Source organism: Verrucomicrobiota bacterium (assembly GCA_016871535.1).
In the GTDB taxonomy this organism is placed as follows: domain Bacteria; phylum Verrucomicrobiota; class Verrucomicrobiia; order Limisphaerales; family SIBE01; genus VHCZ01.
Window position 1 is genome coordinate 1 of sequence record VHCZ01000047.1, and the last position, 18313, is coordinate 18313.

General features: G+C 60.7%; 12 protein-coding genes. 8 read left to right on the forward strand and 4 right to left on the reverse strand.

Going from position 1 to position 18313, the window contains the following annotated elements; all coding sequences use genetic code 11:
* Positions 1-1293: 1293 nt before the first annotated feature.
* The 4 genes from FJ398_08625 to FJ398_08640 form a co-directional block, all read right to left on the reverse strand.
* The gene (locus FJ398_08625) at positions 1294-2565 is read right to left on the reverse strand and encodes a hypothetical protein (protein MBM3838017.1); all 1272 of its coding nucleotides are present in this window, start codon (positions 2563-2565) and stop codon (positions 1294-1296) included.
* The gene (locus FJ398_08630) at positions 2534-3859 is read right to left on the reverse strand and encodes an SAM-dependent methyltransferase (protein ID MBM3838018.1); all 1326 of its coding nucleotides are present in this window, start codon (positions 3857-3859) and stop codon (positions 2534-2536) included. Before FJ398_08630 ends, FJ398_08625 begins: the two co-directional genes overlap by 32 nt.
* A gap of 115 nt (positions 3860-3974) precedes the next feature.
* A complete protein-coding gene (locus tag FJ398_08635) occupies positions 3975-4676 on the reverse strand; it encodes a DUF933 domain-containing protein (GenBank protein MBM3838019.1) in 702 nt (233 codons plus the stop codon).
* A 120-nt stretch (positions 4677-4796) separates the two neighbouring features.
* Positions 4797-6005, reverse strand: a complete 1209-nt coding sequence (locus tag FJ398_08640; protein ID MBM3838020.1) for a 3-dehydroquinate synthase — start codon at positions 6003-6005, stop codon at positions 4797-4799.
* A 149-nt stretch (positions 6006-6154) separates the two neighbouring features.
* Between FJ398_08640 and FJ398_08645 the strand changes: the two genes are divergently transcribed.
* From FJ398_08645 to FJ398_08680, 8 genes are all read left to right on the forward strand, one after another.
* Positions 6155-6847 (forward strand): phosphatase PAP2 family protein, encoded by a 693-nt coding sequence (locus FJ398_08645; GenBank protein ID MBM3838021.1) that lies wholly within the window; start codon positions 6155-6157, stop codon positions 6845-6847.
* A complete protein-coding gene (locus FJ398_08650) occupies positions 6844-9804 on the forward strand; it encodes an altronate dehydratase (GenBank protein ID MBM3838022.1) in 2961 nt (986 codons plus the stop codon). The genes FJ398_08645 and FJ398_08650 overlap by 4 nt, the downstream gene beginning before the upstream one ends.
* Positions 9805-10299: 495 nt before the next feature.
* A complete protein-coding gene (locus tag FJ398_08655) occupies positions 10300-11103 on the forward strand; it encodes a succinate dehydrogenase (protein ID MBM3838023.1) in 804 nt (267 codons plus the stop codon).
* Positions 11104-11279: 176 nt separating this feature from the next.
* Complete coding sequence (locus FJ398_08660; GenBank protein MBM3838024.1) at positions 11280-13106, forward strand: fumarate reductase/succinate dehydrogenase flavoprotein subunit; 1827 nt, start codon at positions 11280-11282, stop codon at positions 13104-13106.
* Entirely contained in the window at positions 13103-13849 is a 747-nt protein-coding gene (locus tag FJ398_08665) for a succinate dehydrogenase/fumarate reductase iron-sulfur subunit (protein MBM3838025.1), read from the forward strand. Before FJ398_08660 ends, FJ398_08665 begins: the two co-directional genes overlap by 4 nt.
* Positions 13850-13907: 58 nt before the next feature.
* On the forward strand, positions 13908-14420 hold the full coding sequence (locus FJ398_08670) for a hypothetical protein (GenBank protein ID MBM3838026.1): 513 nt from the start codon (positions 13908-13910) through the stop codon (positions 14418-14420).
* 127 nt (positions 14421-14547) lie between these two features.
* On the forward strand, positions 14548-15231 hold the full coding sequence (locus FJ398_08675) for a hypothetical protein (protein MBM3838027.1): 684 nt from the start codon (positions 14548-14550) through the stop codon (positions 15229-15231).
* A gap of 302 nt (positions 15232-15533) precedes the next feature.
* Positions 15534-18296, forward strand: coding sequence for a DUF1553 domain-containing protein (locus FJ398_08680; protein MBM3838028.1), 2763 nt, complete (start codon positions 15534-15536; stop codon positions 18294-18296).
* Positions 18297-18313 lie beyond the last annotated feature (17 nt).

The following is an 18313-nucleotide window of genomic DNA, read 5'->3' on the forward strand; positions in this document are numbered from 1 at the left end:
GGGATGAAGGCCTTTGGAGGAGGGATAAGACGGGCTGTCCGCACGAGATTTTGCGAAACGCTGCGGACAGCTTGAGCCTCCCCCTCTGTCCGGGTGGGGTTAGAATTCCGGTCTCCACCACCTTTTTCCGAGAGTTCGCGGGACAGGATTCCCGCCTTGGGCGGCCTCCGAGACCCTCTCAGCCGGGAAGCCTCCAAGGATCGCCTCAAAAGGGCGTTTTTCTTGCGGCAGAGACCCGGAACGTTCAGGCTTCGCCTCCAGCCGTGAAAAGCAAATTCCTATTAGTAACCTGCTTCATTCGAGCTTTCTCCGCGCGGTCTTGTTCCAATCGCCGTTCGTATCGTTTGGCGTTCGTCGCCACCACTCCGTAATTTCGCAAACCTACCGCCCGGGCCAGTTCCGCCAGTTTCATCCCGCACAACCGCCGCCCCAAATACAGCGCCAGGTCCCGTCCACTGTCGCCATATTCGTCCCGAAATTCAGCCTACTGGCGCCCTTTGACCTGCTCCACCGCCGCGATGACCGCCCCTAACGCCCAAACGCTGATCGCTCCGCCATCAATCGCCTGGCCCCGCGCTGCTCCTGGCCATCCCCGAGGACGATTCCGATCTCGGCGGGCCGAGCCACGGAAAAAAGAAATGAGTGCTTCACGGGGACATCTGGAAAGAAACGGCGCAGTCCCGGGCGCGCCTATTCGCGTGGGCTGGGCGAGTCCGTTACGCGTGGCGACCGGCGGCGCCGCGAACTGGAGTTCGAAAGCCCGTCGCCGCCGCTCGCCCGCCCACGCGAATGGACGGCGCGACGGGGCCATTCTGCCGAGCCACGCCAGCAGGTGCCTCCAGCGATGCGGCGAGGGAGGAAGCTCCTTTTCGCTCGACCGGTCTGAATGCCACAGCCCAATCCCTACTTCCGTTCAGGTCCAGAGGCCATCGCCCAAATCGCATAAGAGCGTGTCCGAAAATTGCGCGGGGTCCTGCGGCGAGGGATTTTGGCTGTGGCCAAGGCGGCGAGGTCCGAGCATCCCCAACGCGGGCTGTAAGGACCGAGCCAACGCAGGCCACGGACAAAAGACCCGCCGCCCGGAGGGTTTTCGCGCCAAAGGCCGCCTGGCTTCGTTGCTCCTCAGTCGAAGATCCAGGGAGGATATTCTCCTTCGTCGCGCCTCGCCATCCGGCCTTTGGCGCGAAAACAGGACCCCGCGGAATTTTCGGACACGCTCTTAGCAGGACGTCGCTTTGACGGCAAATTGAACACAACGACATGGGTAGAAATTTATGACGTTGCGTTTAGAAATCAGGCCGCGGGCTTCGCCTCAAGAATGTCGTCGCCCTCGCGCTTCCAGATTTGCAGCGGATCGACGTCCCCTTTCTTTAGTCGGGCAAACTCACCGGGCAACGCGCGCTTCATCAAGCGACGGTCGCGGACACCGGAAGAGTCGCACGCAAAAATCAGCGCGTGAGTTTTTTGGATTCGCGGGCGTCCGATGATGCGGACCGTTCCGTCCGGCAGCGGTTGGAACGGGCGTTTGTCCAGCACGAGAAAGCTGAGCGGCAAACTGCGCAGATCGATGCCGGCCAACTTCGCGAACCGGGACCACTGGCCATCGGTGAAAACCTCCGGCGGCGGCGGCGCGAAATGGTGGCACCAGTGGCGCGCGTTTTCCGTCGCCAGCATGCCGCAACCCTCCTGATGCGTGCAGGGAGCGATGACACGGAACTGGCCTCGCAACCGCTCGCGAATCTGGATGAGCGCCCGGCTGGCTGCGTGCGTGCCGGGTTCGACCCAGAGAATCGCCGTGACCGATTGAGCCAGGGCCAGAAGAGAATCGACCTGCGCGGATTTCAGTTCCGTAAGGACGTGACTCAAAATCAGCGTGCCGACCGCAGGGCACGGGTTGGAAGGCGTGTCTTGTGATTGTTCGTGAAGGCATCCCTTGAACAGAACCCCCTCATCCCGTCCCTCTTCCCCAGTGGGGGAGAGGGTGTCCGCAGGACGAGTGAGGGGGATTCTCAACGGCCCAAGGGCCTTGTGCAGGTTTCCGAAACCATCGCCACTTTCCGTGACCACAGCGAGGTCGGGAAATCTCTCCCGGACCTTGCGCGCCGCGTAGTTCATGGCCAGCGGAGAACGATCCCACAAACCCAGCGCCGATACGCTTTCGATCCCGAAATGATCGAGAAGCGCGCGGCTGGCGACGCCGCTGCCGCAGCCCCAATCGAGCACGGCACGGCCTGGCGGCGGCCAACGGCGGCGTTTCAGTTCCGACAGGACATAATCCCATTTCCAGCCGATACGCTGGGCGAACGTTTGATCGTAACTCGCGAGATCGCTTTCACTCTGCCAGTAATCCCGCTCGCCGGCGTCGCCGGACAGAAATGCAGCGCGCAGCCGCTCCAAGGCTTTCCAATCGACATCGCCACGCTTCATCGAGGTCGATTTCCAGTCGGCAGGGCGAGCCTGTCCCCAGCGAGCCGAGTCAGACGTGTGCCACGCACGTCGAGCGGCTCGCCGGGACGGACTCGCCCTACCGGGTTCATGAATCGTGTGACCTCTCCAACAACGCATCCAGCGCGTGCTGTTGAATGCCGAAAAATGATTTCAACTCGACGATGCGCTCGCGGACTTTTCCGGATGAGAACGGTTCTGTGGCGCGGACCGCGGAGATCATCAAGTTTTTGGCCGTATGCTCGGTAGAGACAAACTCGAAGATCTTTGTGCGGTACCCTGCCCATTCCAGAAAGAGCGCGCGCAGCCCGTCGGTGACCCATTCGGCCATGCGTTCCTCCATCACGCCGTGCTTGAGCACGGACGCCAGCGTGGGAGGATGCTTGAGTTGTGGGCGCAATTCTTTGTGGCAACACGGCGCGGTGAGGATCAACCGCGCGCCCCGATCAATCCCGCGCAAGATCGCGTGGTCGGTAGCCGTGTTGCAGGCATGCAAAGCGATCAACGCATCGACTCGCGGCAGCGCCACGGAATCGATGGTCCCTTGCCTGAACTCCAGGCCGGCCGCTCGAATCTCCCGCGCGACTTTCAGGGTGGAGGTCGCAAGGTCCTTACGTTCCTCGACGCCGATCACGCACACCGGAATTCTCCAGACGCGCTGGAACAAATGCCAGATTCCGAAGGTGAGGCAGCCTTTGCCAGATCCCATATCGGCAATCGTGAGCGGCGCGGCTGTACTGGGAGAGCGTTGGAGCGGGGAGCGTCCGAGCGTGGGGAGCGGGGCCGCGTTTTCATCTTGCCCGCACCTTGATGCTTCCACGCTCGGACGCTCGGACGCTTCGACGCTCGCACGCTCTGAAGAGCCAGGCGAGCGCCATCCGCAATCGATCGCCAGATGCGAGAAAATCTCGATGTAGCGGTTGATTTGCCGGTATTTGTCTGCCATGCGCTCGCGAACCTTGCCGGTGGCGTCCGTCACTCCGAGCGCCCGCAACCAATCCTGCGCCGTCGCCTCGAGGATTTCCTGGCGCGCGCGATCGTGCTCGCGGGAAGGCGCCTGAGTGACGGAAGGCTGGTGGGCCACGATTCGGCACTCGCCGGACTTCGGCCATGCAAGCTGCCAGTCGCGTCGGGTTGTGCAGAGCAAAGCGCTGCGAAAATCCCGGCCGATCTGTTCCTTCAACCAGTCAATCCCGGCAGCCAGCGACATGTTCTTTGTGATGTCTTTGGTGGGGAAACGAAACGTGAAGGACAGGTGCGGCGCGTCGCGCAAGTCCACACAGCGCGCGAAAATTTTTTCCGGATTGTGTTCCGGGTGCGCAGGTCGCGACAGGATCAACCGAACGAACGTCCGGTCTTGAAGGCTTGCGGAGAGATGCTCCAGCAGTTGCTGTTCCGGCCCGCGTTTTGTCATTTGGATGAAGGGATTGGGACTCCGCAGAGTAGGGCAGGCTTCCAGCTTGCTTCTCTTTCCAAGGTTTGCCCAGCCCGCGCATGAGGCAGGCTGGAAGCCTGCCCTACTCTCGGCTTCATTTGTTGAACCGGAAGTTCGTCAGATCGTAGTCCTGCATCACGTATTGCTTGGTTTCCAGGCGCTGCTTGCCGGCCCGCTTGGCTTGCGTTTCGCCGCCGGCTTGGATGAAATCATCGAAGCTGATGATTTCCGCGCGGATAAATCCCTTCTGAATATCGGTGTGGATGGCGCCCGCCGCCTCCCACGCGGTCGTGCCTTTGCGGATGAGCCAGGCGCGGTTTTCCTTTCCGCCGACGGTCAGAAACGAGATGTAACCGCTCTCCTGCACGACGCGCAGCAGCAACTTCTCAGGCTCGGAGACGTCTGTGTCTTCCGCAATCACCACCGGTTTGTTGGTGTAGAAATTGTGCGCCACGACCGCGGCAAGTTCTTCCTTCGACAATCCCGCGGCAAACACGCCTTCCTCATTCTCCAGCCGGCTCCTGATTTTCTCCAGGACGACTTTTTCAGAGTCTTGCGGAGCGCGGCTCAGGCGCGTCTCGATGAACTCCAAGTCTTTCAAGAGCAAATCCGCGCGGGTGTCACGCGTGACCAGAATGGCGTCCGCAGTCAAAGCTTCCTCTTCGCCGACCACGTCCACCTGCGCGCAGGTTTTCTTGTCGGCCTCGACCAGCTTGTCCGCCTGGTCGAGCCGGGGGTCTTTCAAATTGTGTTTTCCCGTTTTGATGCCGCCGATTCCAAAAAGACTAATCTTCATCGGCGCTGATTAAGGTCGAGAATCCAATTGAAGGGAAGCGCATTTCGTGGAATGCCGTTTCGATTCCGTCTCCTGTTGGCTTCGCCAAAACGGAAGCGTGACCCTGGGGACGCTGCGACGCTAACTCGCCGCGCAATCGGGCAGAGAGGCCGGCTGTTCGTCCAAACGTTCGCGGGAGCGACGGTGCAATTCCTGAATGGACTCCACGACTTTCGTCGTTTTCATGTCATGCACTTCAAGGCCTTGTCCGATCTTCCTGAGCAAGGTGATCGTGAGTTCGCCGCCGAGGTGCTCGCGGAATTCCTCCAGGCCTTCGAGCACAATGAGCGCGCCGGACGAATCGACGTGCAGCAGCTCGTTGGCGAACAGTTCAAAGCCCAATTTCTCCAGCAGGCCCAAGATGCGTCCAGCGATCTGAGGATCGATGAAACCCATCAGTTTCGAATAGATCACATCCACCGCGATGCCGATGGCGACGGCCTCGCCGTGGCGGATTTCGTATCCCGAGACTTGCTCCAGCTTGTGCGCGACCCAATGGCCGAAATCCAACGGCCGAGCCGAGCCGAACTCGAACGGATCGCCCGACGCCGCGATATGATTCACGTGCAGTTCAGCGCAGCGGTAAATCAACCGTTGCATTGACGCCGGCTCGAACTCGCGGAGCGCGTCGGCATCCCGTTCGATGGCTTCGAAAAACGCCGCGTCGCGGATCAGCGCGACCTTGACGGCTTCGACGTAGCCCGCCCGCTTGTCGCGCGGCGACAACGACGCCAGCAATTGAAAGTCGTTGATCACGGCGAAGGGCGGCGCAAAGGCGCCGATGAAATTCTTCTTTCCAAAGGCGTTGATGCCGTTCTTCACGCCCACGCCCGAATCGTCCTGGCTCAGCGTGGTGGTGGGAATGCGCACATGACGCAACCCGCGGTGAGCCGTCGCCGCCGCGAGGCCCACCATATCCAGAATGGCCCCGCCGCCCACTGCGACGACGTAGGAATGGCGGTCGATGTGGTAGCGGTCCACGTGCGATTGGATTTCCGAGACGTGGAAAAAGGAGTTCTTCGTGCGCTCGCCGCCTTCGATAATGAGAGGGGAGCAAACGAGCCTGAGACACTCCGGGAAAGCGGCAAAATAGGTTTCGATTTGTTTCGCAAGCCCGCGTTGAGCTTGAGCGAGCGTTTCATCCACGACCACCAGCGCCTTGTGGCATTCTCTTTTCTCGGCGTTGACGAGGATGTCTTTCAGGAGCGGGTTCGCCGGGTCGAACACGTGGTGCGTGAAATGCACCTGATGGCGGAAGCTTACGCGAAAGGTTCGTTCTATGGCCGGCACGGAATCAATGTGAAGTCTCGGACGGCAGTTTTCTAGTTTTTAATTGGGCTGGGAAAGGCTTGCCCCGCTCGCTGTAACTCACCAAGCTTTCGACGCGCTCGCGAAGGCGACGCCGGCGAGCGCCTGACTCCGAGGACGAAAGGACTCTTATGCGCTTACTGTTTTCGATCATCCCAAGACCAGCCTTTACATTGTTGTGCCTGTGTTCGGCGCTGTTTTTCGCGCTCACGGCGGATGCGCGATATCAAGGGTTGATTTCGAGATTGGACCGGCCCATCAGCGAGCGCCTGCACGCCGCCGGCACGGCGAACAGTTTGTTTCTTCAGGCCGGCACCGAACTGGGAGGCGGAGCCATTTCCGGAATGACGTGGGCCGTGGCGCTGGTTCTGGTCCTGTTGCGGCGCTGGCACTATCTGCCCTTCCTCGGGGTGGCCGTGTCGTTGGGCCGCGCGATCAATGGCAAAATGCAGGCCTTCTTCGCACGCCCGCGGCCCAGCTTTCCTGACATGGAGGTTTTGACGCGCCCCGGTTTTCCGAGCGGTCACACGGCCGCGGCGGCTCTGCTTTTTGGCTTCTTGATTATCCTTGCGCTGCGCGAACTGCGGAGCAAGGAGGCGAAGATCATTGCCGTCGGCGTGGCTTCGGCCGCGATCCTGTTCGTGGGGTGGACGCGCATCGCGCTGCTCGTCCATCATACCACCGATGTGATTGGATCCCTTCTCTGGTGCACCGCCTGGCTGGTGGGTTGTCATTACGGCAACATCGCCGCGTATCGATGGTCGGCGGACAACGTGGAAGCCTGGGGGCGGGCGGCAATGCAGAAAGATCCTCGCGTCCCATGAACCCGGTAGGGCGAGTCCGTCCCGGCGAGCCGCTCGACGTGTGGAACACGCCCGGATCGGCTCGCTGGGACAGGCTCGCCCTGCCATCAGGTTCATGGAAAGCCGCGTACTGGACAGGCCGGCTTCCCAGAGTATCATCCCCGGCATGGCGCCAACCGTTGCGCCAAAGAGTCGTGAGCGCACACCATTCACTTGATGAGATCAGCCGGCTGCCGGCGGAGGGGGACAATGTCGCGATCAGCAATCGAAGGCTGGAAGCGGGGACTGAAATCGCGTTTCGCGGGCGGTCATTACGTTTGCCGCACACGATTCTCGAAGGACACCGTTTTGCCGTGGTCCCGATTTCCGGCGGTGCATCGTTGTTGTCATGGGGTTTGCCATTCGGCACCGCGCTCCGGGATATCGCGCCGGGGGACTACATTTGCAATGCGCGTATTCTCGACGCGTTGCGCCAGCGGCATGTTGATTTCGCGCTGCCCGACCAGCCGAACTTGCTGGATCGCCTGGTCCGCTACGAATTCGACGAAACGCGTTTCAAGCCGGGCCGCCCAACGGCCCGCGCCGCCGAAAAGCGATTCTTCCAGGGGTTCGCGCGCGGCGCGCAACGCGGCGTCGGAACTCGCAATTACATCGTGATCCTCGGCACGAGTTCGTGGACGTCGGGCTTCGCGCGTTCGCTCGCCGAACGATTCAAAAACATTCCGGCGCAGTTTCCGAACATCGACGGCGTCGTCGCCATCGCCCACACTGAAGGCGGCGGCAGCGCTCGACCGAACAACTTCGACTTGTTGCTCCGAACCCTCGCAGGATTCCTTATCCATCCCAACGTCGGCGCCGCGCTGGCGGTCGATCTGGGCGCCGAGCCGGTCACGAATGGTCTGCTTCGGGATTACCTGATCGCGCACCATTACCCTATCGCCGATTTGCCGCACCGGTTCCTGAGCGTGAACGGGAATTATCAGTCCGCATTGAAGGAGGGCGAAGCGATTGTGCGGTCTTGGCTGGAGACGGTGAACCAGTGCCGCCGTTCTCCGCAAGCGGTCGAGCATTTGAAAATCGGCCTGCAGTGCGGCGGCTCCGACGCGTTCTCAGGTGTTTCGGGGAATCCGCTGGTGGGCTGGGTCTCGAAAGAATTGGTTCGCTATGGCGGCGCGGCGAATCTCGCGGAGACCGACGAACTGATCGGCGCGGAGGAATACATTCTCCAGAACGTCCGCGATCTCGCGACGGCGCGCCAATTCCTGGAGAAACTCGAACGCTTTCAGGAACGCGTCTCCTGGCACGGACACACTGCCGAAGGCAATCCGAGCGGCGGCAACAATTATCGCGGACTTTACAACATCGCAGTCAAATCCATCGGCGCCGCGCGCAAGAAAGATCCGGAAACCTGCCTGGACCACGTCATCGACTACAGCCAGCGCATGCGGGATCCGGGATACTATTTCATGGACAGTCCGGGCAACGACCTGGAAAGCGTCGCCGGCCAGGTGGGCGCCGGTTGCAACCTGATTCTCTTCACGACCGGCAACGGCTCGATCACTAACTTTCCGTTTGTCCCGACGATCAAGATCATGACGAGCACCGCGCGCTACCGAATGTTAACCAGAGAAATGGATGTGAACGCCGGGCGTTACATGGACGGAACACCGCTGGAGGAGTTGGGCCGCGAGACCTTCGATCTGATGCTGCGGATTGCGTCCGGCGAAAAAAGCGCCGGCGAAAGCGCCGGGCAATCTCAAGTCCAGATCTGGCGGGAATGGCGGCAAACGGATTCCACGCGGCTCGCGCAACTCCGCAACGCGCCCGCTCCGACCGGCGAGCCGTTGGCTTTAAGAGATGCACGTTCGCCCTCCAACGCAGGGCAGGCTTCCAGCCTGCCCATTTCGCCATCGGCTCTAGAGACAGGCAAGATGCCGGACCATCTCGCAACTCAGTATCGATTCAAAGCGTACCAGACACGGCGCGGGTGGGCTTCCGACCGCGTCGGGTTGATCGTGCCCACCAGCCTTTGCGCCGGACAGATTGGCCGGATGATTGCGGACAAGTTGAATCGCGAGGCTGCGGACACGGGCCTGCGCTACGTCGCCCTGGCCCATACCGAAGGCTGCGGCGTGTCCGGGGGTGATTGCGAGCACCTCTACTTGAGGACCATGGCGGGATACCTGGCTCACCCACTCGTCAAAAACGGGTTGGTGCTGGAGCATGGCTGCGAGAAAACCCACAACGACGCGATGCAGAATTTTCTCGAACAGCAAGGCATCGACCCGGATCTATTCGGCTGGGCCAGCATTCAGATGGACGGCGGGATTGAGTCCGTGACGGCCAAAGTGGTGGCCTGGTTTGGAAAAGCCCAGGCCGAGCATCCGCCCGAGGCCGAGAAGGAAGTCGGACTTGAAGCGTTGCGGTTGGGGCTCGTGTCGAACGGGCCGGTTCCGGGACCGTTCGCAGAGGCTTGCGCCATGCTTGCGAGAACCGTGGTCCGCGCGGGTGGGACGGTTGTCGTCGCTGAGAATTCCTCCCTCACGTCGAGCGAGGTGTTCACAAAAGAGTTGTTCGACTCGGCGCCCGTGCGACCGACACTGGCCTACGGCCAGGCCTGCGTGAAGCCGGGCTTTCACGTGATGGAAACGCCCACGGATCACCAGGTTGAAACGCTGACGGGTCTGGGCGCAACGGGAGTACAGGTGATTCTGGCGCACCTCTCGGATCGATTTCTGCAAAGCCATCCGATGGTCCCGCTGGTTCAAGTGGGCTCGCGAAACGAAGGCCGCACCGCGGAACAGACGGAAGCACTGGACTTGCTTTTGGACGCAAATCGCCTCTCGCGGGAAACGATGATGGAACAGATGCTGAAGCGCGTGTTGCAGGCCGCTTCCCGGGAGTATCTGCCTAAAGCGTTCGCCAGCGGCAACGTCGATTTTCAGATGACTCGCGGATGGCTGGGCGTGTCGTTGTAGACCGGTGGCGGGAGCCCGGCAGTTCTTCCGGTTGATTCAGGAATTCGCGCGCCGACACTTGAGGATTAGGAAATCCAAATCGCAACATCGCGTTCGCTGATCGAGATGGCGGTGGAAATTCTCAATCGAAGCTTGATTCGATTTTTTGAACTCCGCTAGGATTTGGCGCATGCAATCCCGGCGCCGGACTCTTGCTCAAGGCACTGCGCCCTTTCATCGACCGCGCCGCGGAGGTTTTTCTCGGCACTCCATTTCGTGGGGAGATGTGTCGAGCGCACCGGCAATCCTCGTAGCGCAGAGTTGCACTCTGCCGTATCGCAGTTTTGCAAACTGCGGTGCATCGAAAGGAACGGGGCGCGCCGGTGAGTCCGCAGCCCTGCCGACTGCAAGTCGGAGATACGCCAGAGTGCAACTCTGCGCTACGGTCAGCACAGCCTCACAGCGCTCCTTCGATTCCCGTTGCAGCGCCGCAAGGCTGCGGCATCGAACTTGTCTATGTCCTGCGCGAAGACCTCTCTGAAGCAGCCCGCCTTTGGCCAGACCCTGCGTCCGGATGCATGGTGGGTTCAACCCGCGCTGGTCTTTCTCGGGCTCTCGGCGTTCATCGTTTACTCCACGTGGGCGGCCTTCCAGGGGCAGTACTACTATTCAGGACCGTATCTTTCGCCGTTTTATTCCCCGGAACTGTTTGGCGAATCGGCTCACAGTTGGTTCGGCCCCAAGCCCGGCTGGTGGCCGCAATGGCTGCCGTGGTCTCCCGCGCTGCTGATTCTCTGGGCGCCGGGCGGATTCCGGCTCACCTGTTATTACTACCGCGGGGCGTACTACAAATCGTTCTGGGGCGACCCGCCAGCATGCACGGTGGGCGAGCCCCGCAACGTATATCGCGGAGAACACTCTTTCCCGCTCATCCTCCAGAACGCGCACCGCTATTTCCTTTACGTCGCTCTAGGCTTTCTCCTGATTCTTTCTCACGACGTCTGGAAAGCGATGTGGTTCGCGAACCCGGCAACGGGCCAGCCGTCTTTCGGCATCGGTGTGGGAACGGTGGTGCTGGCGTTGAACGTGGTTTTCCTCGGCAACTACACGCTCGGCTGCCATTCCTTGCGCCATCTGGTCGGAGGATTTGGCGACCAACTTTCTCGCGCGCCCATGTGCCAGAAAACTTACTCGTGCGTGAGCTGCCTGAACCGCCGCCACATGCTGTGGGCCTGGATGAGCCTGTTCTGGGTTGGATTCTCCGATCTCTACGTGCGGCTGTGCGCGATGGGAGTGTGGAGGGACATAAGAATCCTTTGAGAAGGTCCGGTCCTGAACGCACACACTCAGACCAATGCCGAATGACGAAATCCGAATGACGAAAAAAGCTCCAATGACCAATCCCGAAGGCATGGCTCAAGATTCGCGGCGTTTTGTCATTCGGCCTTCGTCATAGCCGATTTAACGATGTAACTCATTTAACGATTCACGAACCCGTGCCTGATTACGAGACTCACGAACACGACGTGCTGATCATTGGCGCGGGCGGCGCCGGGCTGCGCGCGGCGATTGAAGCGTCCGCGGCAGGTGTCTCTGTGGGTGTCGTCTGCAAATCCCTTCTGGGAAAGGCGCACACGGTCATGGCCGAAGGCGGGATTGCCGCGGCCCTGGCCAACGTGGATGACCGCGACAACTGGAAGGTCCACTTCGCCGACACCATGCGCGGCGGCCAATACGTCAACAATTGGCGCATGGCCGAATTGCACGCCAGGGAAGCGCCCGACCGCGTCCGCGAACTCGAAGCCTGGGGCGCGGTCTTCGATCGCACGAAGGACGGCCGCATCCTGCAAAGAAATTTCGGCGGGCACAAATACCCGCGACTTGCGCACGTCGGGGACCGCACGGGCCTGGAGATGATTCGCACGCTCCAGGATCACGGCCTCCACCAGGGCATGCAGGTCCACATGGAGACCACGATTCTCACGCTTCTGAAAGAGGGGGACCGCGTGGTGGGAGCGTTTGGATACGAACGCGAGCGCGGGCGATTCAAAGTTTTCCGCGCGAAGGCAGTAGTGCTCGCCACCGGCGGCCTGGGCCGCGCCTACAAAATCACCAGTAACAGTTGGGAAGGCACGGGCGACGGCCATGCCCTCGCGTATCACGCCGGCGCGGAACTGATCGACATGGAATTCCTTCAATTCCATCCCACAGGCATGGTCTGGCCGCCCAGTGTGTGCGGGATCCTGGTGACCGAAGGCGTGCGCGGCGAAGGCGGCATCCTGCTCAACAAGGACGGGCGCCGCTTCATGTTCGATGACATTCCCGATCTCTACAAAGCCCAGACCGCCGACAACGAAGAGGAAGGCTGGCGCTATTGCCAGGGCGACAAGAACGCGCGCCGGCCGGCTGAATTGCTGACGCGCGATCACGTGGCGCGGTGCATCGTTCGCGAGATCAAAGCCGGACGCGGCAGCCCGCACGGCGGCGTGTTTCTGGACATTTCCTGGATCAAGAAAAGGATTTCCAACGCGGAAGAGCACATCAAACGCAAGCTGCCCAGCATGTATCACCAGTTCAAGCAGCTCGCCGATATCGACATCACCAAAGAACCGATGGAGGTGGGGCCGACGACGCATTACGCAATGGGAGGAATTCGCGTGGATTCCGACACCCAGATGTCGCGCTTGCCCGGATTGTTCGCCGCCGGGGAGTGCGCGGCGGGAATCAACGGCGCGAATCGGCTGGGCGGGAATTCCCTCTCAGACTTGCTGGTTTTTGGGAAGCGCGCCGGGGAATTCGCCGCCCAATTCGCCAAGTCGAACAAAGCGGGAACGATCAACGCCGCACAGATTGAAGAGACCGCGCGGCACGCTCTTGCCCCGTTCGATCGCCGTCCCCAGAGCGGCGCGGAGGCCGAAGGCCCTTTCCAGATTCAATATGACCTTCAGGAGATGATGCAGGATTTGGTCGGCATCGTGCGGAGAGAAGACGAGATGGTTCGGGCCATGGGTGGCTTGCAAAAGCTCTGGGCCCGCGCGCGAAACGTCGGCGTGCATGGCAATCGCGAGTATAATCCCGGCTGGCACACGGCGCTTGACTTGACGAATTTGCTCACCGTCTCCGAAGCCATTACCCGCGCCGCGCTCGAACGCAAAGAAAGCCGGGGCGCACATTTCCGCGAGGATTATCCGAACAAAGATGCCGCCTCCGGCAAAGTGAACGTCCTGGTCTGGAAGGGACCGGATGGCGCCATGCAAGTGCGGCGGGAGCCGATTCCGGATATGCCGGCCGAACTCAAACAGATTATCGAAGAGATGAAATGAAAACGGCCACCTTCCAAATCTGGCGCGGCGAAGCGGGCGGCGGCGAGTTCCGCGATTACACCACGGAAGTCTCGGAAGGCATGGTGGTGCTCGACGCGGTCCATCGCATCCAGGCCACGCAAGCGAACGACCTGGCTTGCCGCTGGAATTGCAAGGCCGGCAAGTGCGGCTCGTGCTCAGCCGAAATCAACGGCTTGCCCCGCTTGATGTGCATGACTCGGCTCAGCGACATTCCCCTGGACAAGCCCGTGACGATTGAGCCGATGAAAACATTTCCGCACTTCAAGGATCTGGTGACGGACGTTTCCTGGAATTTCGGAGTGAAGAAGCGAATCCGAAAGCTCCAGCCCAGAACGCCCGACTCGCCGGACGGCACCTGGCGCATGGCGCAGGAGGACATCGATCGCGTGCAGGAATTCCGCAAGTGCATTGAGTGTTATCTGTGCCAGGACGTTTGCCACGTGTTGCGCGAGCACCGGAAGCACGACGAATTCATCGGGCCGCGTTTCCTGGTTCACCTGGCCGGATTGGAGATGCATCCGCTCGATACTGCGAACCGGCTCCAAGCCGCCAAGAACGACTACGGCCTGGGCTACTGCAACATCACCAAGTGCTGCACCAACGTTTGCCCCGAGGAAATCAAGATCACGGACAACGCCATCATCCCCATGAAGGAACGCGTGGTGGACGAGTATTACGATCCGCTCGGCAAGCTGTGGCGGATGCTCCGGCCCAAAGTCTAGGGCCAGTTTGCAGTTGAGAATTCTCGTTTTTCGATTTCCAATCCCTGCCACTGATCCCATGCACGGCAGCACAGACTTTGAATTAAAGCCGCTCTCCCGAGAGGGCATTCCCGCCGCGCTGGACAAGGCCGTCCGGTACCGGCTGCTCAATGAGCCCGGCGAAGCCGAGAGCATCTGCCGCGACGTGCTGCGCGTTGAACCGGACAACCAGCAAGCGTTGGTCGTGCTGCTGCTGGCTCTGACGGACCGGTTTGGCGAAGGCCACGCCGTCGCTGTCAGACAAGCTCAGGAAGTTTCAACACAGCTTCGCAGCGAATACGAACGCCTCTACTACGCCGGGATCATTTGCGAACGGCGCGCCAAAGCGCAACTTCATCTGAGCGTGCCTGGCGCAGGCCACGACGCTTACGAATGGCTCTGCGAAGCGATGGATTGGTACGAAAAGGCCGAGGCCGTCCGTCCCGAGGGCAACGACGACGCGCTGCTCCGCTGGAACGCCTGCGCCCGCATCATCATGCAAAGGCATCTCGCGCCGCGTCCGGAAGAAAAAATCGAGTCCTCGCTCGAATAGCGGACAGTAAGCACCGTAAACGCGCGCAAACGCCGCGCTCCGACTTCGATCTGTGTTGAGGGCGCCCGTGTGCGGAAGTGCTTGCCACTGGCTTTTCCGGTGGTCGGTCCTATGATCGCAACGCTCTTTGCAGGTCGTCGCCATGCTGGCCCAATTGATCCATAACATCTACTTCAAGAAGTCCTGTTTTTACGCGGTGATAGGGATCGATTTCCTGTTCGTTTTGGTCTTCGCTTTTGTCTATGCCGATCTCCTGCCCTGGCTGCAGGGCGGGCCCGCTTTGAGATTCAACATCGTGCGCGAGAGAGCGATTTTCGACGGTCCCGTAACCGATTACCTCCACTGTTTCTACTTCAGCGTCGTGACGCAGATGACCGTAGGATTCGGCGACATCATCCCGGTCTCGGAGCCGGCGCGGCTGGTCGTTTCGCTCCAGGCGGCCTTTGGCTACTTCTACCTTGCGGTCTTGGTTTCTGTGTTGGTGGGCCGGGTTTTCAGCAGCAAGCGAATCCTTGTCCTTCTTGGATTATCCGCACTCCAACAACTGACGAGTGGCGGTGGGATTGGCCCGAGAGAGAAGCGCTGTCAGAGCAGAACTGCGTTCTCCTTCAGCCAGTCTTGGGATCGTTCCGGGATTTTCGCCGGTAGCGGGTGGCGACGCGATGGCGGGGTTTCAGAAACATGCCGCAAAAGCTGGCGGGGCGAGTGTGCGTGTAGAACCTCGGCGTTCCGCCAAAGAGCCCGAACAGGGGAATCCAGAGCGCGCCTCGGGGAATGCGCGGTTGATAGAAGAAAGCGACCGCCGGGATGAACAGCAAAGCCACAGCCAGCGGCAACCACGTCCCGCGCACCAATTCGCCGACAAACGACGCCAGGGCTGACAGCGCGCTCTCGCGTTGGATTGCCTCCTGGACCTGGTTCCACAGGAACTCCTGAAGCTGGATCAGTTCAACCGGGACGTTCATGCGATATCCCTGAATTCGATGATCGCTCGAATATACCGCGACCCCATCCGTGTCAAGTCAATTGCCTGATAAGCCTGATAAGCGCAGCGGCTGTCCTGGGCTGATCGCGGGTTGAAAAGTCTTCCGATTCAGATTCTATTTGTCGGTGATGCGCCAGCAACGTCAGTCCGAGAGACCTTTTTGCCTCTGCCGATGGCGCGTCCTGATCTGCGGGCTTGCGGTGAGCGCGCTTTGCGGCAGATCGCAAGACTCTTCGCCGGAATCCTGGTGGTCGCTTCAGCCGCTTCAAAAAACCTCGCTGCCTGCTGTCAAAAACCTCGCCTGGCCGCGCTCGCAGATCGATTGCTTTGTCCTGGCCAAACTTGAGGCCAAGAATCTACTGCCTTCACCCGAAGCCGATCCTCGGACGTTGCTGCGAAGACTTTACTTCGATTTGATCGGGCTCCCGCCCACGCCAGACGAAATCCAGAGCTTCCTGGCGGACGATTCGCCCGGCGCCTATGACCGCGTCGTGGATCGTCTTCTTTCCAGCCCGCGCTACGGGGAACGTTGGGCGCGGCATTGGCTTGATGTCGTGCACTACGCGGACAGCCATGGCCACGACCAGGACCGGCCCCGCACGAATGCCTGGCCTTACCGCGATTACCTCATCCGATCGTTCAACGAGGACAAGCCTTACGCGCGCTTCGTCCAGGAGCAGCTTGCCGGGGACGTGCTGTTTCCGGACGATCCGAACGGCGTGATTGCCACCGCCTTCATCGCGGCGGGGCCCTGGGATGAAAGTTCGCAAATGCACATCATGGCGGACACGGTCGATAAGAAGATCGCGCAAAGCCTGGACCGCGACGACATGGTGACGACGGCCACCTCGACTTTTCTCAGCAGCACCGTTCACTGTGCGCGCTGCCACGATCACAAGTTCGATCCGATTTCCCAGGAGGAATACTACGGTTTGCAGGCGGTCTTTTCCGGCGTGGACCGGACGGATCGGCCCTTCGATTGGGACTCCGCGATTCATTGGAAACGCCAGACGCTGCTCAAAGAGAAGACGGCACTCGAAGTCCGGCAGCGCACGCTGGCGCAAACCCGGCTCGACGCCGAGTCCGAGGCCGCGCTTGCAGCCGGCCAGGCGGCCTGGGAACAGCGGCTCCGGGAAGGGACGCCCTGGACGACCCTGAACCCGATTTCTTTTATCTCGACCGGCAGGGCCACTCTCACGCGACAGCCGGACTGGTCGCTGCTGGTTTCCGGCGAGAAACCGGAGCGCGACATTTACACGATCGTCGTGCAAACGGAGCTCAAGGCCATCACCGCATTCCGATTGGAGGTCTTGCCAGACGACCGTTTGCCGAAGAATGGGCCGGGCCGGGCCGCAGACGGCAATTTCCAGCTTTCGGAATTCGAGGTCAAAGTTGAACCCGCCTCGACAGTGGGAGCGATGACAAACGTGGAACTGCGCAACGCGACGTCGGATTTCCATCAACCGGATTCCGAAGCGGACAAAGCGATCGACGGCCGCACCAATACGGCCTGGGGGATATTCCCAGCGGTGGGCAAACCGCACGCCGCGGTCTTCGAGACGAAGCGAACGTTCACCTCCAAAAATGGCCTCACGCTGACTTTCGTGCTGCAACAGCTTTCGGGAAAAACGAATTTGCTGGGGCGATTCCGAATTTCCGCCACGGCGTCGCCACGGCCGATCCGCGTCGATCCAATGCCGGCGAACGTCACGCGCGTCCTGGCCGTGACGCCGAAGCAACGGACCGAATCTCAAAAAGAGGAATTGGCCGCGTATTACCGCACGATTTCTCCGGAAATCCAAACCCGGCTGGACGAGATCGACGATCGACTGTCCGCGCTGCCTCGACCCAACCTGGTTTACGCCGCCGCCAACAACTTCCAGCCACAGGGAAAATTCACGCCGGCGAAAGTCCCGCGAGCGATTCATGTCCTGGCGCGCGGCGAAGTGACGCGATCGGGCCAACTGGCCCCGCCCGCCACGCTGGCGTGCGTGCCGGGACTCTCGCACCGTTTCGAATTGCGGAACGCGGCGGATGAAGGCGAGCGCCGCGCCGCCTTCGCGAGATGGGTGACCGACCCGAAGAATGCTCTGACGTGGCGGTCGATCGTGAACCGCGTCTGGCACTACCACTTCGGCCGCGGCATCGTCGAGACGCCGAACGACTTCGGACGCATGGGATCGCCGCCGACGCATCCGGAGTTGCTGGATTGGCTGGCGAACTCTTTTCTCGAAAACGGAGGTTCGCTCAAGTGGCTGCACAAGTTGATCGTGACCAGCGCGACCTACCGGCAATCTTCGCAATCCCGCCTGGAGAGCGTCGCGGTCGATGCCGACAACCGGTTTCTCTGGCGGATGAATCGCGCCCGGCTGGATGCGGAATCGCTGCGGGATTCCATTCTGTTCATCACGGGCAAGCTCGATCTGAAGATGGGCGGTCTGCCGGTCAAACAGTTTCATTTCGAGGATCCAAACCCGGGCGTCACACCGACCGTCGATTATGGCCGGTTCGACGTGGATCAGCCCGAGAGTTTTCGCCGCAGCGTGTATCGGTGGATTTACCGGACCTTGCCGGACCCGTTCATGGAAGTGATGGATTGTCCGGATGCTTCGCAGCTCGCGCCGGCGCGCAACGCCTCGGTCACTCCGCTGCAAGCGCTCTCCATGCTGAACAACCCTTTCGTGGTCCGGCAAAGCGAGCATTTCGCCGAGCGGCTGGGCAAGAGCGGTGACAGTCTGCGGGAACGGATCGAACTGGCTTACGAGTTGGCGTTCGGGCGGGAGTCAAGTGCCGCGGAGGCAACCGCTCTGACGAACTACGCTCGCAAGCACGGCCTGGCAAACGTCTGCCGATTGATTTTGAACAGCAACGAATTCATGTTTGTAAACTGAATTCCGCATCAAAACTC

Bases quoted from the DNA above. Each gene is read 5' to 3' on its own strand.
- FJ398_08625 (MBM3838017.1), bottom strand. From the start codon at position 2,565: ATGCGTTGTTGGAGAGGTCACACGATTCATGAACCCGGTAGGGCGAGT.
- FJ398_08630 (MBM3838018.1), bottom strand. From the start codon at position 3,859: ATGACAAAACGCGGGCCGGAACAGCAACTGCTGGAGCATCTCTCCGCA.
- FJ398_08635 (MBM3838019.1), bottom strand. From the start codon at position 4,676: ATGAAGATTAGTCTTTTTGGAATCGGCGGCATCAAAACGGGAAAACAC.
- FJ398_08645 (MBM3838021.1), top strand. From the start codon at position 6,155: ATGCGCTTACTGTTTTCGATCATCCCAAGACCAGCCTTTACATTGTTG.
- FJ398_08650 (MBM3838022.1), top strand. From the start codon at position 6,844: ATGAACCCGGTAGGGCGAGTCCGTCCCGGCGAGCCGCTCGACGTGTGG.
- FJ398_08655 (MBM3838023.1), top strand. From the start codon at position 10,300: ATGTCCTGCGCGAAGACCTCTCTGAAGCAGCCCGCCTTTGGCCAGACC.
- FJ398_08665 (MBM3838025.1), top strand. From the start codon at position 13,103: ATGAAAACGGCCACCTTCCAAATCTGGCGCGGCGAAGCGGGCGGCGGC.
- FJ398_08670 (MBM3838026.1), top strand. From the start codon at position 13,908: ATGCACGGCAGCACAGACTTTGAATTAAAGCCGCTCTCCCGAGAGGGC.
- FJ398_08680 (MBM3838028.1), top strand. From the start codon at position 15,534: ATGCGCCAGCAACGTCAGTCCGAGAGACCTTTTTGCCTCTGCCGATGG.